Source organism: Candidatus Magnetaquiglobus chichijimensis (assembly GCF_045865675.1).
GTDB classification, from domain to species: Bacteria; Pseudomonadota; Magnetococcia; order Magnetococcales; family Magnetaquicoccaceae; genus Magnetaquiglobus; species Magnetaquiglobus chichijimensis.
Genome location: NZ_BAAFGK010000001.1, coordinates 1 through 15,439 on the forward strand (window position 1 = coordinate 1; position 15,439 = coordinate 15,439).

10 protein-coding genes are annotated in these 15,439 nt (G+C 63.9%); 5 read left to right on the plus strand and 5 right to left on the minus strand.

Annotated elements, in window-relative coordinates; genetic code table 11:
- The 4 genes from ACOY6C_RS00005 to gpmI all read right to left on the minus strand — a co-directional run.
- The coding region (locus tag ACOY6C_RS00005; protein WP_420903420.1) for a divergent polysaccharide deacetylase family protein at window positions 1-2,276 on the minus strand (2,276 nt) is incomplete at its 3' end.
- A 3-nt stretch (window positions 2,277-2,279) separates the two neighbouring features.
- Complete coding sequence (locus ACOY6C_RS00010) at window positions 2,280-3,734, minus strand: S41 family peptidase (RefSeq protein WP_420903421.1); 1,455 nt, start codon at window positions 3,732-3,734, stop codon at window positions 2,280-2,282.
- Between the two features lie 108 nt (window positions 3,735-3,842).
- Window positions 3,843-5,036 carry a murein hydrolase activator EnvC family protein gene (locus ACOY6C_RS00015; protein ID WP_420903422.1) on the minus strand — a complete coding sequence of 398 codons (1,194 nt, stop codon included), beginning with the start codon at window positions 5,034-5,036 and terminating at the stop codon, window positions 3,843-3,845.
- Between the two features lie 49 nt (window positions 5,037-5,085).
- Complete coding sequence (gpmI, locus tag ACOY6C_RS00020) at window positions 5,086-6,651, minus strand: 2,3-bisphosphoglycerate-independent phosphoglycerate mutase (protein WP_420903423.1); 1,566 nt, start codon at window positions 6,649-6,651, stop codon at window positions 5,086-5,088.
- A 262-nt stretch (window positions 6,652-6,913) separates the two neighbouring features.
- Here gpmI and ACOY6C_RS00025 point away from each other — a divergent pair, with 262 nt between their 5' ends.
- From ACOY6C_RS00025 to radA, 5 genes are all read left to right on the plus strand, one after another.
- Complete coding sequence (locus tag ACOY6C_RS00025) at window positions 6,914-7,507, plus strand: TerD family protein (RefSeq protein ID WP_420903424.1); 594 nt, start codon at window positions 6,914-6,916, stop codon at window positions 7,505-7,507.
- 54 nt (window positions 7,508-7,561) lie between these two features.
- Window positions 7,562-8,140 carry a TerD family protein gene (locus ACOY6C_RS00030; protein WP_420903425.1) on the plus strand — a complete coding sequence of 193 codons (579 nt, stop codon included), beginning with the start codon at window positions 7,562-7,564 and terminating at the stop codon, window positions 8,138-8,140.
- A 118-nt stretch (window positions 8,141-8,258) separates the two neighbouring features.
- Complete coding sequence (locus ACOY6C_RS00035) at window positions 8,259-9,086, plus strand: tellurite resistance TerB family protein (protein WP_420903426.1); 828 nt, start codon at window positions 8,259-8,261, stop codon at window positions 9,084-9,086.
- Window positions 9,087-9,099: 13 nt separating this feature from the next.
- Window positions 9,100-9,627 carry a ClpXP protease specificity-enhancing factor SspB gene (locus ACOY6C_RS00040; RefSeq protein ID WP_420903427.1) on the plus strand — a complete coding sequence of 176 codons (528 nt, stop codon included), beginning with the start codon at window positions 9,100-9,102 and terminating at the stop codon, window positions 9,625-9,627.
- A gap of 8 nt (window positions 9,628-9,635) precedes the next feature.
- Window positions 9,636-10,997 carry a DNA repair protein RadA gene (gene radA, locus ACOY6C_RS00045; RefSeq protein ID WP_420903428.1) on the plus strand — a complete coding sequence of 454 codons (1,362 nt, stop codon included), beginning with the start codon at window positions 9,636-9,638 and terminating at the stop codon, window positions 10,995-10,997.
- Between the two features lie 547 nt (window positions 10,998-11,544).
- On the opposite strand, the gene metH is transcribed toward radA, so the two are convergent.
- Window positions 11,545-15,255 (minus strand): methionine synthase, encoded by a 3,711-nt coding sequence (gene metH / locus ACOY6C_RS00050; RefSeq protein ID WP_420903429.1) that lies wholly within the window; start codon window positions 15,253-15,255, stop codon window positions 11,545-11,547.
- Window positions 15,256-15,439 lie beyond the last annotated feature (184 nt).

Sequence of the window (15,439 nt, forward strand, 5' to 3'; positions counted from 1 at the left end):
AGTTTGACCGGTTTGTTGTTGAGGGCCCCCTTGTCCGGGGCCGGGTCGCGGGCCACCTCTCCCGACGGGGCAGGACGGGCCTGTCCGGCCTCGCCGTTGGTCAGAAAATGGGAGAGCCCCTCGACGCGGATGCCGCGTTTGGTGGCGGCAGGAAGCCAGTTGCGCAGGGCGGTCAGGGTTTCGGCGTGGGGGTGGCCGATGCCGATGGCCCGTCCGGTGTGGCGGGCGATCCGTTCCAACTCCGCCAAGCGGGTCTCGATGGCCGAAACCTTCTGCACATTGTCCAGAAAGACGTCGCGTCGGGCCGCGGGCACGCCGTTGGCCTTGGCGCGGGCGTAACCCACGCTGGTTTGACTGGTGCGGCTGTCCAGGAAAAAGAGATGCCGTTCCTTCAACACCCCCATCACCGTATCCATGGCCTCGCGGTTCTGGGTCAGTCGCGAACCCATGTGGTTGTTGATGCCGGTCACCTCCGGATACTTCTCCAGGTTGCGGATCAGAATCGTGCGGATCTCGTCATGCCCCATGCCGTTGAGCAGGGCGCCCGGACCCGGCTTGACGCGCGGATAGCCCAGGGGCTCCATGGGTTGATGAAGGATGATCTCCTTGTGGGTGGACTTGCCGATCGACACCACCTGCCGGGAGAAATCCCCACCCGGCAGAATCGCCAGGGTGATCGCCTCGGGCAGGCGGGCGATGCTCAGGGATACCGGTCCGTTGTAGCCGAGATCGTCGATCACCACCGCCACGCGCGGCGGTCCGCCCCTGGTGTCCGGCGGGGTGGCCGGCGGAACCTCTTCGGGAGTCGGCTCGTGGGGCAGGCTCTCTTCGTATTGCAGATCGAACTGCGGCGTCTCCTCCGTGGCGGGCTTGGGCTGCGCGCTCACCTCGTCGGAGAGCGGGCCGGTCTCGCCGGGGGGGTGTCCCTCCCTGGCGGGACTCCCCTCCTTGGCCGATCCGTTCTCCTTGGCGGGGGTCGTCTCACCCTTGGCCGGAGCGGTCACGGCTGGTCCTGCGTCGTTGACAGTGCCTGGCGCGCTGGTCCCGGAGAGGGCGCCGGGCACCCCCGGCGGGGGGACCGCCATGGTCACCAGGGTCTGTTTGTCGGCGTGGGTCGTTTCATGGCCAAAGGGCCAGCTCAAACCGTCCAGATAGCGTCCGGTGCCGATTCCGGCCAGAAAAAAGATCACCGCCGCCACCAGCGGCAAAATCCACCAGCGGTTTGTGGCCGGATCGTAGTCGTTCTCCTCTTCGGGCTCGTATTCGATCTCCTGACGCGCTGCCCGCTCGGGATCCCGGCCCGTCGCCACCTCGGTCAGGGGCGCGTCGGGCCTGGGGTTGTCCCCTGGGCGCGCTGCCGGCTCCTCTTCCGGCTCGTCGGGCAGATAGATCCGCTTGAGCAGGGTCACCGGACGGTCGTCGTCCGTGTCGGTGGAGAGCGGATGGACGGGCGCGGGTTCGTCCGTCGAAGCCTCCGGTTCGGAGGTTGGTGCGTGGAAGTCGTCTGTCTGAATGGGGCGCTTCTCGCCGACCCGCTCCCCCTGTTCGGACTGCGGCGGGGATGCGAACCCGTCGGCACCCTCTTCGCGCGTGCCGGGCGGCAGGAAGGCCGCGATTCGATCGTCCTCCTCGAACGGCTCTCCGGTCGCATCGGTCGCGATCGGATCGGAGACGGGCCGGTCCGCCTCGAGGGGCTGATTCTCCGCGCCGGTCGTCTCCGCCTCGAGGGGCTGATTCTCCGCGCCGGTCGTCTCTTCCTCAAGGGGCTGGTCCGCCTCAAGGGGCTGGTCCTCCTCGAGGGGCTGATCCTCTTCGAGGGGCTGATCCTCTTCGAGGGGCTGATCCTCTTCGAGGGGCTGATCCTCCTCGAGGGGCTGATCCTCCTCGAGGGGCTGATTCTCCGCGCCGGTCGTCTCCGCCTCGAGGGGCTGATTCTCCGCGCCGGTCGTCTCCGCCTCGAGGGGCTGATCCTCTTCGAGGGGCTGATCCTCCTCGAGGGGCTGATTCTCCGCGCCGGTCGTCTCCTCCTCGAGGGGCTGATTCTCCGCGCCGGTCGTCTCCTCCTCGAGGGGCTGATTCTCCGCGCCGGTCGTCTCCGCCTCGAGGGGCTGATTCTCCGCGCCGGTCGTCTCCGCCTCGAGGGGCTGATCCTCGCGACTCTCCAGGAGCGGCGCGTCCGCGGCGCGCGGGGATGCGCGCCCGTCCGACGGTTCGGATGGTCCATCCGAGCCGTTGCCGGACTCCGGGGAGAGGGGGCTGGTCAGGTCAGCGGTCAAGGTTTACTTGCTCCCCGCCGGCTTGCTCTTCACCCGACCCTCGAGAACCTGGAACCCTTTCAGCAGATCCAGGGCGCGTTGCAGTTGATGATCCTGTTTGATGTGACCGGTGATGCGATCGAGATTCTCCTCGTCGTTCTCCCCGCCCTCCTTTTTCGACCCCTTTTCCGGCTCGGCGCCCGGCTCGGGGGTCTCCTTCTCGTGCTTCGGCTCTTTGTCGGCGTCGGGTTTGGACTCCTCGCCGTTGCCGTTCTCGCCGGACGCACCCTTCTCCGGGGAGTCGGCGTTTTGCAGGTGGCCCTTGAGATCCGCCTCCTTGGGGCGCTGTTGACCTTTTTTGTCCTTCATATCCAGATCCTCGACCACGATATCCGGCGTGATCCCTTTGGCCTGGATGGAGCGTCCGTTCGGGGTGTAGTACTGGGCCGTGGTCAGACGCAGGCCCGAGCCGTCGGCGAGGGGAATGATGGTCTGTACCGATCCCTTGCCGAACGACTGGGTGCCCATGATCACCGCGCGCTTGTGGTCTTGCAGGGCGCCGGCGACGATCTCCGAGGCCGAGGCCGAGCCGCCGTTGATGAGCACCACGATCGGCGCGCCGTTGGCCAGATCGCCGCTCTGGGCGTCGAAGGACATATCCTTGCCCGGAATCCGTCCCTTGGTGTAGACGATGCGTCCCTCTTCCAGGAAGGCGTCGGAGATCGACACCGCCTGATCGAGCAGACCGCCCGGATCGTTGCGCAGATCGAGCACCAGACCCTTGAGCTTGCCGCCTTCGATCTTCCTGGTCAGATCGGCCATGGCGGTCTCCAACAGGGGCTGGGTCTGTTCGTTGAACTGGATGATGCGCACGTAGCCGATGCCGGGGGCCTCTTCGCGCCATTTGACGCTGCGGATCTTGATGATCGCCCGCACCAGGGTGAAGTTGAGCGGTTTGTTTTCGCCCTTGCGCACCACCTGGAGGGTGATCTTGGAGCCGGGTTTGCCGCGCATTTTTTTGACGGCCTCCAACAGATCCATGTCCGCGGTATTGACATCATCGATCTTGACGATGATGTCGCCCGACTTCATGCCGGCGCGGTAAGCCGGGGTATCCTCGATGGGGGAGACCACGCGCACCCCTTTGTCGTCGCGGGAGATCTCGATGCCCAGACCGCCGAACTCGCCGCGGGTATCGACGCGCATCTCCTTGAAATGTTCGGGGGTCAGGAACGAGGAGTGGGGGTCCAGGGTCTTGAGCATGCCTCCTATCGCACCGTAAAGAATGGATTTTTCATCCACCTCTTCGACGTAGTTCTGTTTGATGAGCGAGAAGACCTCCGAAAAGACGCGCAGCTTTTCGTAGGTGATCTGACTGACCGCCAGAACGTTTTCGGCAGTCAGACTGGCCCCGATCAGCACCACCGCCAGCACGCCGCCGAAGAGCCAGGGGCGCTTGCCCCGTTTTGGATTGTTCATACCGTCTCCTGAATCTCTCTTTTCGAAGTCTCGATGGATGCGCCCGAACGTCCCTTGGGTTCGGTCGAATGTATACAAGAATCAGACCCATTGGAATGGGTTCGTCGTTCACCCGGTGTTGGCCAGCCAGTTGAGGGGATTGATGGTCTTGCCGTTGACCCGCATTTCGAAATAGAGTCCGGGCACCCCGTCCAGAACTCCGGTATCGCCGCTTTCGGCGATGGTCGCGCCGGCGCGCACCCGATCGCCCAGGTTGACCAGCAGGCGATCGTTGTGGCCGTAGAGGGTGTAGACCTGCTCGCCGTGCTTGAGGATCAAAAGCAGTCCGAACCCCTTGAACCAATCGGCATAGACCACCTCGCCGGCATGGATTGCCGTGACCTGGGTGTGGGCCGCCACGGGATAGAACAGTCCCGGCGGACGTTTTTCCGACCTGCCGGGCACCGGATTGGGCAGATGACCGCGCCGTTCCTGGATGCGCTCCGGGATGGCCCCCCCGCTTTCGCCGGCCTCCTGGGCGAACGACACACCTTCCGGCTCCGAATAGCCGCTCAGCTTCTCCAGAAAGGCGCTCAAATGGCCCTTGGCCTGGCTCAACTCCTCGACCTTGCGTTGACGCAGCGACTCCTCCTCGCGGGCGCGCCGCAGCAACTCCTGACGCTTGAGCCGTTCCAACTGGCGGTTTTTCTGCTCTTCGGTGAGGCTCGCGGTGAGGCGGTCCAGGGTGGCGGTCAGCTCCTTGCCTTTTTCCAGATCGCCGCGCAGACGTGCCGCAGCGATGCGGAAGTCGATGAACTCCTGGTTGCGCGTCTTCACCAGCCGGCTGTAGTAGAGCATGCCGCGCCGTCCGGCATCCAGCCCTTTTTGCGACAGGAGCGTGCGTGCCACGCCCCCCTTGGCGCCCAGAAGGTACATCAGCCGCAGATGGTTGGCCAGGCGCTGTTTCTGACGCGCCACCTGTTCGCGATTGGTCTGGATGCGTGCCTCCAGCTCCGGTTGCAGCCGCAACGCCACGCTCTGCTCTTCGATCAGCCCCACCAGACGCCGTTCGCTTGCGCTCAAACTCCGGTCGATGGTCTCCAGTTCGGTCAAAAGCGACAGGCTTTGACCGCGCGCCTGCTCCAGGGCCTGCTGTTCCCGCACCAGTTCGCGCACCGTGCGGTTGAGCTGCAACCGTCCCCGTTCCAGGGTGGCGTGCTCCTGGTTGTCGATTTCGCTGACCGCGTTCGTCCGGGTCGTGGAGCCAAAGAACAATGCGCCGGTCAGGAACAGGGATGCGATGATGCGCGACGTGCGGGACACGCGGGTTCCTTGCCTGGTCACGTTCAGATGCGTTCGGCGTGGTCGGGTTTCATGGGCCATCCACCAGCGCCACCCCTTCCATCTCCGGCGGGATGGCGAGCCCCATGAGTTTCAGCAGCGTCGGGGCCACGTCGCACAGCCGGCCATCGGTCAGACGCGGCTCACGCGCGCCCACATGCAGCAGCGGCGCGGGGTTGAGGGTATGGGCGGTGTGCGGTCCGTCGGTCTGGTCGTCGAACATGCAGTCGGCGTTGCCGTGATCGGCGGTGATCAGCAGCTCTCCGCCCGCCGCCAGCACCGCTTGAGCCAGGCGACCGAGACAGCGGTCCACGGTTTCGATGGCCTGGATGGCCGCGTCGAACTTGCCGGTATGGCCCACCATGTCCGGATTGGCGAAGTTCACCACGATCAGGTCGTACACCCCGGATTCGACTCTGGCCACCACCTGGTCGGTCAACGCGATGGCCGACATTTCGGGTTGGAGATCATAGGTGGCCACTTTGGGCGAGGGGATGAGCAGCCGGTCCTCGCCGGGAAAGCACACCTCCTGACCACCATTGAGAAAGTAGGTGACGTGGGCGTATTTTTCCGTCTCCGCGGCGCGCAGCTGGCGCATGCCCAGACCGGAGAGCACCTCGCCGAGGGTCATGGTGGGGATTTGCGGCGGAAAGGCCACCACCACGCCCGGCAGGGTGGCGTCGTGTTCGGTCAGGCACATGTAACCGGAGAGTCGCACCCGGCGCGCGCGGGGGAAGCCGCTGAAACCGGGGCTCCCCGAGGCGGAATCCGGTTCCGGATCGAGCAGGGCGTGGGCGATCTCGCGGGCGCGGTCGGCACGGAAGTTCATCATCAGGATGGCGTCCCCATCCTCGAGCACCACCACCCGACCGGATTCATCCGGGATCATGCTCGGCTGGACGAACTCGTCATCCTCGCCGCGGTCGTAGGCCGCCTGGATGGCCGCCAGGGCTCCCCCGGCCCGCTCTCCCGTTCCTTCGAGCAGCATGGCATACGCGCGGGCCACCCGTTCCCAACGTTTGTCGCGATCCATGACCCAGTAGCGACCGCACACGGTGACGATGCGACCCGCGTTCAACGCCTGCAATCCGGCCTCGAAGGCGGCCACGTACTCCAGGGCGGAACGGGGCGGGGTATCCCGGCCATCGAGAAAGGCGTGCACGAAGATGCGTTTGGCCCCCAGATCCCGCGCCGCGGCCACCGCGCCGAGCAGGTGGTCCGAATGGGCGTGGACCCCACCCGGCGAGAGCAGCCCCATGATGTGGATGGCTCCGCCCGCCGCGCTGGCGTTGTTGACTGTCTGGACCAGGGCCGGGTTGCGAATCAGCTCGCCCGCGCGCACCGCGCGATCCACGCGGGTGAAATCCTGATAGAGTATCCGACCTGCGCCGAGATTGGCGTGACCCACCTCGGAGTTGCCCATCTGTCCTTCCGGCAGGCCGACGGCCTCCCCGGAGGTCTGCAACAGGGCATGGGGTCGGGTTTGCCACCACTGATCGAAATGGGGCGTGGCGGCATGGTGGATGGCATTGAAACGGGTCTCCCCGCGCATGCCCCAACCATCCAGCACCACGAGGGTCATGGGTCTGGGTCGCATGGTCCGTCTGGACTCCTTGCATGGTGTGCGAAATGGAGAAACAATATCTTCGGTCACCCGTGGGACGGTTCTTCAGGAGCGTTCCGCGGGGGGTTGTAGAGGGGATTCTTTCCCCCATCCAGTCAGTTTAGCACGCTTGCGACCTGGGTACCAATCATTAAAAAAAGTTGGCTCTTGACGAACGGGGGGGCAAGCCCCATTTTGTACGATAAGGTTCTTTCAACCGTTGTCCCTTTCATTCATGTTCGCTCGCGAGGTTGCCATGCCCATTTCGTTGACCAAGGGTCAAAGAGTCTCCCTGGAAAAGGATACCGGTAAATCCTATGACAAGATCGTCATGGGTCTGGGTTGGGATGCCCGTGTGCAACCCAAGAAGGGTTTCTTGAGTTTTCTGACCGGGGGCGGCGAAAGCGAAATCGATCTCGACGCCTCGGTGGGCCTGTTCGACAACCGGGGCAACATGGTCGATCAGGTGTGGTTCCGGCAACTGCGCAGCGTGGACGGCTCGGTGGAGCACACCGGGGACAATCTTTCCGGCCAGGGCGCAGGGGATGACGAGCAGATCATCGTCGCCCTGAATCGGGTTCCGCCCCAGGTCCAATCCCTGGTGTTCGTGGTCAGCTCCTACTCCAACGACACCTTCGACAGCATCGACAACGCCTTCTGTCGCATGGTGGACGCCAGCAACGGTCAGGAGATCCTGCGCTATCAACTCACCACCCAGGGTCCCCACACCGCGATGATCATGATGACCCTCTACCGCCGCGAAACCGGCTGGTCGGTGCGCGCCGTGGGCGAAACCGCCCAGGGTCGAACCCTGGGCGATCTGACGGAGCGGATGCGTCAGTACCTCTGAGTCGCGTTGAACCATCAATCTTTCGTTCTCATTCATAATCCAAGGAGAGTTCCAATGCCCGTTTCCCTCACCAAAGGTGGCAATGTGTCGTTGTCCAAGGAGGCCCCCGGCATGAAGGCGGCCATGATCGGTCTGGGATGGGATGTCCGTTCCACCGATGGCCAGCCGTTCGACCTGGATGGGGTGGTCTTCATTCTGGGTGCCAACGGCAAGGTCCGTTCGGATGCCGATTTCGTCTTTTACAACAACGCCCAGGGCGCGGGCGGCGCGGTGCAGCACCAGGGCGACAACCGCACCGGCGCGGGCGAGGGGGATGACGAGCGCATCCTGATGAATCTCGCGGGGATCCCGGCGGACGTGGACAAGGTGGTGATCGCCGCCACCATTCACGAGGGCGAGAGCCGCCGGCAGAATTTCGGTCAGGTCAACAACGCCTACATGCGGGTGATCAACGCCGAGGGTGGCGCCGAGATCGCCCGTTATGACCTTTCCGAGGACGCCTCCACCGAGGCGGCGATGATCTTCGGCGAGATCTACAAGCGCAACGGCGAATGGAAGTTCCGCGCCGTGGGACAGGGTTACGCCGGGGGTCTGGGGCCCTTGGCCAGAAGCTTCGGCGTGGACGTGGGTTGAGTTTCGCCGCGAACTCCCTTACAAGTATTCCAGAGGTTGGGGTGGGGCGCGTCTCCATCCCCACCCCTGGTTTCGTCCCATCCTTAATCACCGCACGGTCTTTGGGGTTCGCACGCGCATGGTCACGCAAACGGATTGGAAAGAGAAGGGTCAACGGGCCATGGGCGCGGCCACCGATCTGGCCACCGGGTTGTTCAAGGGGTTGCAGAATATCGGTTCGCGGGTTCAGTCCGCCCAGTACCGGCCCATCGTCGAGGCCTTCTGTGCCTGGACCGGCCTGATGGCTGCCCAGCACGGCAAGTTGCAACGCACGGAGATCGAGGGATTCCGCAATTTCCTGTTGCAGAATACCCAGCACCCGGTCTTTGGCGGGTTCCCCCTCGAAGAGTTGATCGACAAGTTCCGCGACTACGCCATCAAGGCCTTCCTGGATGAGCGCGCGGTGTTCGATGCCGTGCTCCATCCGATCCCCCAGGATTCGGAAGAGGCCAAACTGATCGTCACCGGCTGTCTCAACGTCATCTACGCAGACGGACAGTGCGACGAGAACGAACGGATGCTGCTGGAGCAGCTGGCCCAGCGTCTGGCGGTCAACACCGAGGTGCTGGCACGGCGCATGGGGATCATCCTGCCGCCTCCGGTGCATGCCGCTCCTTTCCGGGCTGCGCCTTCGCCCTTCCAGGCCGCGCCGCAACCGGCGCCGTACCAGGCTGCGCCGTCGCCCTTCCAGGCGGCTCCGCAACCGGCGCCGTACCAGGCCGCGCCCCCGCCGGTTCAGGCTGCGCCGTCGCCCTTCCAGGCGGCTCCGCAACCGGCGCCGTACCAGGCCGCGCCCCCGCCGGTTCAGGCTGCCCCGACCGCCGTGCGTTCCTCCGGGGGGGAGCCTTGTTCGTTGTGTCAGGGCAAGGGGTGTGTTTTCTGCAATCAAACCGGATTCAAGGGGTGAGTGGAGGGGTGCCATGGAGAGTGCCAGCGCCGCTCAGAAGGCTGAGCTTGTCCGTCTGATTCTCGAGTCCGAGGGGCGTGTCATGCTCTGTCTGGATGCCACCTGGCCCGGCGTGGCCGTGCCCAGGCGGTTCGCTTCGGACACCGGTTTGCGTCTGATCCTCAACCGTACCATGCCGCAACCGATTCACATCGGTCCCGAGGGGATCGAATCCGAGTTGCGTTTCGGGGGAATTCCGCATTATTGCGTGGTTCCGTATGATGCGTTGTGGGGTGCGTTCAATCCCGACAGTCGTCACGGCATGTTCTGGGCCGACTCCATGCCCGAGGAGATCCGTGTCCGGCATGGCATGGAGGAGTCTATGGTGCGGTTGCCGGAAGGGGTGGTGCTGTCCACCCCCCCGATCGAGCCTCTGGCGCCGCCGACTCCGGCGCGGGGCGAGCGGGTGGCCTTGCGGGTGATCGAGGGGGATGGTGCGGCGGCCCCATCTTCCGAAACGACCACCAAGCGGCCCAGGCCCAACCTGCGGGTCGTGTCGTAACCCTTATCATGAGCCGCGAAAAACAACGTTTTGTCTGCGAATCCTGCGGTGCCGATTTCGGGCGTTGGGAGGGCAAGTGTCTCTCCTGTGGCGCCTGGAACACCCTCAAGGCCTTCACGGTCGATCCCTCCGCGCCCAAGCGTGCGCATGTGCATTCCGCCGTTCCCGTCTCCAGGCCCTTGCCGCTTTCGGCCATCGAAGGGGATGTCCGTGTTCGTTTGAACACCGGTGTGGCCGAACTCGATCGGGCCCTGGGGGGCGGGTTGACTCCTGGATCGGCGGTGTTGCTGGCCGGGGATCCGGGCATCGGCAAATCCACCCTGCTCATGACCGCTTTGACCGCTTTATCCGAGCAGGGTGGGGTATTGTATGTTTCGGGCGAGGAGTCTCCCCAGCAGATCCGTCAGCGGGGCGAGCGGCTTGGCATTGCCGGGGACCGGTTGCTGGTGCTCATGGAGAACCGGCTGGAGGCGACTCTTGATGCGGTTTCCGCGTGCGAGCCGCGGGTATTGGCTGTGGATTCGATTCAGACCCTGGCCACGGATGCCGTGCCTTCCGGCGCTGGTTCGGTCTCTCAGGTGCGCGAGTGTGCGGCGCGGTTGATTCAGTTGGCCAAGCAGCGTGGCATGGCTCTGTTTCTGGTTGGTCACGTCACCAAGGATGGTCAGATCGCCGGTCCGCGGGTGTTGGAGCACATGGTGGACACGGTGCTTTATTTCGAGGGGGAGCGTGGTCACGACTACCGCATTTTGCGGGCGATCAAGAACCGTTTCGGTCCGGCCAACGAGATTGGCGTGTTCGAGATGCGCGAGTGTGGTCTGGTGGAGGTTTCCAACCCTTCCGAGTTGTTTTTGCCGGATCGGGGTGTGGGTTCGCCGGGTGGGGTGGTATTTGCCGGCATGGAGGGAACCCGTCCGTTGTTGGTGGAGATTCAATCCCTGGCTGCGCCGTCGCTCATGGCCCAGCCCAGGCGTGCGACGTTGGGGTTTGATCCCAACCGGTTGGCGATGTTGGCGGCTGTTCTCGAGAAGCGGCTGGGGTTGGGGTTGTTCAACCATGATCTGTTCTTGAACGTGGCTGGAGGGTTTCGCATCAGCGAGCCGGCGGCGGATCTGGCGGTGGCGGCATCGTTGTACGCCTCGTATCGCAATCGGGCGTTGGATCCGGGGTTGGTGATTTTTGGCGAGGTGGGGTTGGGTGGTGAGGTGCGGGCGGTATCGCATGTGGGGCCGAGGTTGAGGGAGGCGGACAAGTTGGGGTTCACCCGTTGTCTGGTGCCGGCGCAGAGTGTGAAGAGTCTGCCGAAAGCGCTCAATCTGGAGGTGCGGCCCGTGGCGACGTTGGGGGAGATGGTGGAGCAGTTGGGATAGACAAGTCATCACGGGGGTCCGGGGGCGATTATCGCCCCCGGCGGAGGTCCGGAGGCAGAGCCTCCGGTAGGGTGTGGGACGAAGTACCACGACTTTTCTTTTGACTTTATTTTTTGACTTTATCTTTTGATTTTCGCGCGCTTTACACGACAAGCGATTTTTCGCGTTTTTGCGAAAAATCGCGCAGCGCGCGCGTCTCATGTGCCCCCTCCTGATGCCCGTCAGGGCATAAGGAGGGGGCGAATTGCTCGGGGGCGGATAGCCGCCTCCGGAGGCCAGTTCTGGCAAGGGTCACGGGAGTTGGTTTTGCAAAAATCGCAAAACCAACTCCCGTGACCAAGGCAGCGCGCAGCGTTTTTTCGCAAAAGGCGCGAAAAAACGCTTTTTTGTAGAGCGCGCCAAAGGCAAAGGCAAAGGAAGAGTCAGAACCAAAACCTCGGAGGCTCTGCCTCCGAACCTCCGCCGGGGACCTTCGGCCCCCGGTCCCCCGTAACGGTTTTTCGGGGACCTTTGGCCCCCAGCCCCCGGCCCCCGGCCCCCACCGTTGTTACGTCGCATACCCGAGATGATTCACCAACCGCATCTCAAGAGCCTCCACCGACTCATTCCCAAACCGCGCCAACTCGGCCACCTGCTCCCGATCCAACCCGTCCACCCGCAAATAACGCGCCTGCGGATGGGCCAGATAAAATCCGGCTACCGCCGCCGCCGGATGCATGGCAAAACTCTCGGTCAACCGCATCCCGGTCACCGCACCCACATCCAACAAATCGAAAATCACCCGCTTCTGAGCATGGTCCGGACAGGCCGGATAGCCCGGCGCAGGCCGAATTCCTTGATACCGCTCGCGAATCAAAGCCTCGCTGTCCATCGGCTCACCCTCGGCATACCCCCAGAACTCACGCCGCACCCGCCAGTGCAACTGCTCGGCAAACGCCTCGGCCAACCGGTCCGCCAACGCCTTGAGCATGATCACCTCGAAATCATCCCCACGCGCCTCAAGCTCCACCACAGCCTCGTCCAATCCTAACCCGGCAGTCACCGCGAACATCCCCAAGGCATCCTCCAAACCAGTCGATAACGGCGCGATGAAGTCGGCCAACGACAAACAAGGCTGACCCTCGGGCCGCTCGGCCTGCTGACGCGGCCACCGCAACCTGGCCAACACCGCGTCCGGGAAACCGGCATGCGGACGGATCACCACCTCCTCACCCTCCAGAACATTGGCGCGGAAAATCCCGAATACACCCCGGGCCCGCAAAATCCCCTGGGCCAAAATCCGCTCCAAAGTGCGCTGCGCCTCCTCGAACAATCGCCGCGCCTCGGCACCTCGCTCCGGATGGTTCAAAATCTCCGGAAAACGACCGTTCAAACCCCAGGTCTGGAAAAATGGGGTCCAGTCGATGAAGGGAACCAAGGCCTCCAATGACTGCCCGTCGATCACCCGGATGCCGAGAAAACGAGGTGGGACAGGCGGTTGGACTGACCAGTCAATAACCAGCCGCCGGGCGCGGGCATCGGCGAGGGAGAGTGGCGGACGCTGACTTTTCTTTAATTGATATTGGGCGCGCAAATGGGCATGTTGGGCGGTGATTTCGGCACTGAATGGCCCTTTTTTGTCGTCATGAAGCAGTTTCGAGGCGGTTGAGGCCGCCTGGGAAGCATCACGGGCCTGAACGACCACGCCGGAATAATGGGGCGCGATCTTGACCGCAGTATGCAACGGCGAAGTGGTGGCGCCACCCACCATCAGCGGCAGGGTCATGCCACGCCGCTCCATTTCGGCGGCGACCAGGGCCATTTGCTCCAAAGAGGGGGTGATCAGACCCGACAGACCGACGATATCCACCCCTTCGGTCTGGGCACGATCCAGAATCACCTCGCCAGGCACCATCACCCCGGCATCGATCACCTCGTAGTGGTTGCATTGCAAAACCACCTTGACGATGTTCTTGCCGATGTCGTGAACATCGCCCTTGACCGTGGCCAAAAGGATTTTTCCCTTCGCCGAAGGGCCCCCCGCGCCGGCCAGACGGGTGGCTTCGATGTAGGGGGTGAGCTGGGCCACCGCCTTTTTCATCACCCGCGCGCTCTTGACCACCTGGGGCAGAAACATCTGCCCCGCGCCGAACAGCTCGCCAACCTGATTCATGCCGGCCATGAGCGGACCCTCGACCACGGCCAACGGATCGCTGGCCGCCAGACGGGCCTCCTCGACATCGGCGTCGATGAAGGCGTCGATCCCCTTGACCATGGCATGGACCAGCCGTTCATGCACCGGCAGACCGCGCCAGCTCTGCTCCTCGCTTTTTTCACGGACGCCGGGTTGCTGATCCTTCAGGGATTGGGCGGTCTCCAACAGCCGTTCGGCGGCATCCTCGCGCCGGGCGAGGATCAGATCCTCGATCTGCTCGCGCAGCACGGGTGCGATCTCGGCGTAAATGGCCAGCTGCCCGGCATTCACGATCCCCATGTCGAGTCCGGCGGACACCGCGTGGTAGAGAAACACCGCGTGCATCGCCTCGCGAATCGCGTCGTTGCCCCGGAACGAAAAGGAGACGTTGCTCACCCCACCGCTGGTGAGCACGCCGGGCATGTCGGCCTTGATGCGCCGCAACGCCTCGATGAAGTCGATGGCATAGCGGTCATGGGCGGCGATGCCGGTGCCGACCGCGAAGATGTTGGCGTCGAAGATGATCTCCTCGGGTCGGAAACCGGCCTTTTGGGTGAGCAGATCATGGGCGCGCCGACAGATGGCGACACGCCGTTCCAGGGTGTCGGCCTGCCCCTCCTCGTCGAAAGCCATCACCACCGCCGCCGCGCCATACCGTTTGGTGAGCCGGGCGTGTTCCAGAAACGCCGCCTCGCCCTCCTTCAGACTCAGGGAGTTGACGATCCCACGGCCCTGAAGACACTGCAAACCCGCCTCGATCGCCTCCCAGCGCGACGAGTCGATCATCACCGGCACGCGGCTGATCTCCGGCTCGGCGGCCAGCCGGTTGAGAAACCGGGTCATGGCCGCCGGCGCGTCGAGCATGGCGTCATCCATGTTGATATCGATGATCTGGGCGCCATCCTCCACCTGCTGGCGCGCCACCTCGATGGCCTCATCGTCGTTGCCGTCGCGGATCAGCCGCGCGAACTTGCGCGATCCGGAGACGTTGGTGCGCTCGCCGACATTCACGAACAGCGATTCTTTGGCGCCGATCTCCAGGGGTTCGAGCCCCGAAAGCCGGCAGAGTCCGTTCGACCGGGCCGGAACCCTCGGCGGCAGGTCGCGCACCGCCTCGGCGATGGCGCGAATGAAGGCCGGCGTGGTGCCGCAGCAGCCACCGGCGATGTTCACGAGCCCCTGTTGCGCGAAGTCGCGGATGATCGCCGCCATGGCCTCCGGGGTTTCGTCGTAGCCGCCCAGCTCGTTGGGGAGACCGGCATTGGGGTGCACCGAGATCAACGCCTCCGAGGCGCGCGCCAGATTGGCCAGGTGGGGACGCAGCTGCTCGGCTCCCAGGGCGCAGTTGAGCCCCATGGTCAACGGGTTGGCATGGGCGGTGGCATGCACGAAGGCTTCGATGGTCTGACCGGAGAGAATCCGTCCACTGCGATCCGAAATGGTGCCGGAGATCATGATCGGCAAAGGATCGGGGCGACTCTCGTTGAAGGCGAGAATCGCGAAAAGCGCGGCCTTGCAGTTCAAGGCATCAAACACCGTCTCCACCATCAAGGCATCCGCCCCGCCATCCGCCAGACCCCGGATCGCAGTGGTGTAAACATCCACCAGCGCGGCGAAGGTGACGTTGCGATAGCCCGGCTGGTTCACATCCGGCGAGATCGAGGCGGTGCGGTTGGTCGGACCCAGAATGCCGGCCACGAAACGCGGGCGTTCGGGTGTGGTCCGGGTGATCTGGTCCGCCGCCGCCCGCGCCACCCGCGCGGCGTGCAGATTGATCTCGTAAGCCAGCTCGGGCATGCCGTAATCGGCCAGGGATATGGCGTTGGCGTTGAACGAGTTGGTCTCGATCAGATCCGCCCCGGCCTCCAGATAGGCGGCATGGATCCCCTGGATCACATCCGGGCGGGTCAGACAGAGCAGATCGTTGTTCCCCTTGAGCTCGCCAGGATGGGAGGCGAATCGAGCCCCGCGAAAGTCGGCTTCGGTCAGGTCGTGCCCCTGGATCATCGTGCCCATGGCGCCATCCAGCACCAGGATGCGCTCTTTGAGCTGTTGGCCCAGAAGCGTGGATCGGTTCGTGGTCATGCGAGTTCCTTTTTTCGTTTTTTGATGATCTGGACCTTGTGAAAGCAGCATCTTTCTATCATGATAGGAGAGTCCCCGCCAGTCTTCGCCCCTCGGTCGGGCTGGGGGACTTCCAAACGTGCGTTGCTTGTCACTCTTTTGCATCAACCCAATCTTCCGATCCCGACAGGCTCGACGCAGAATC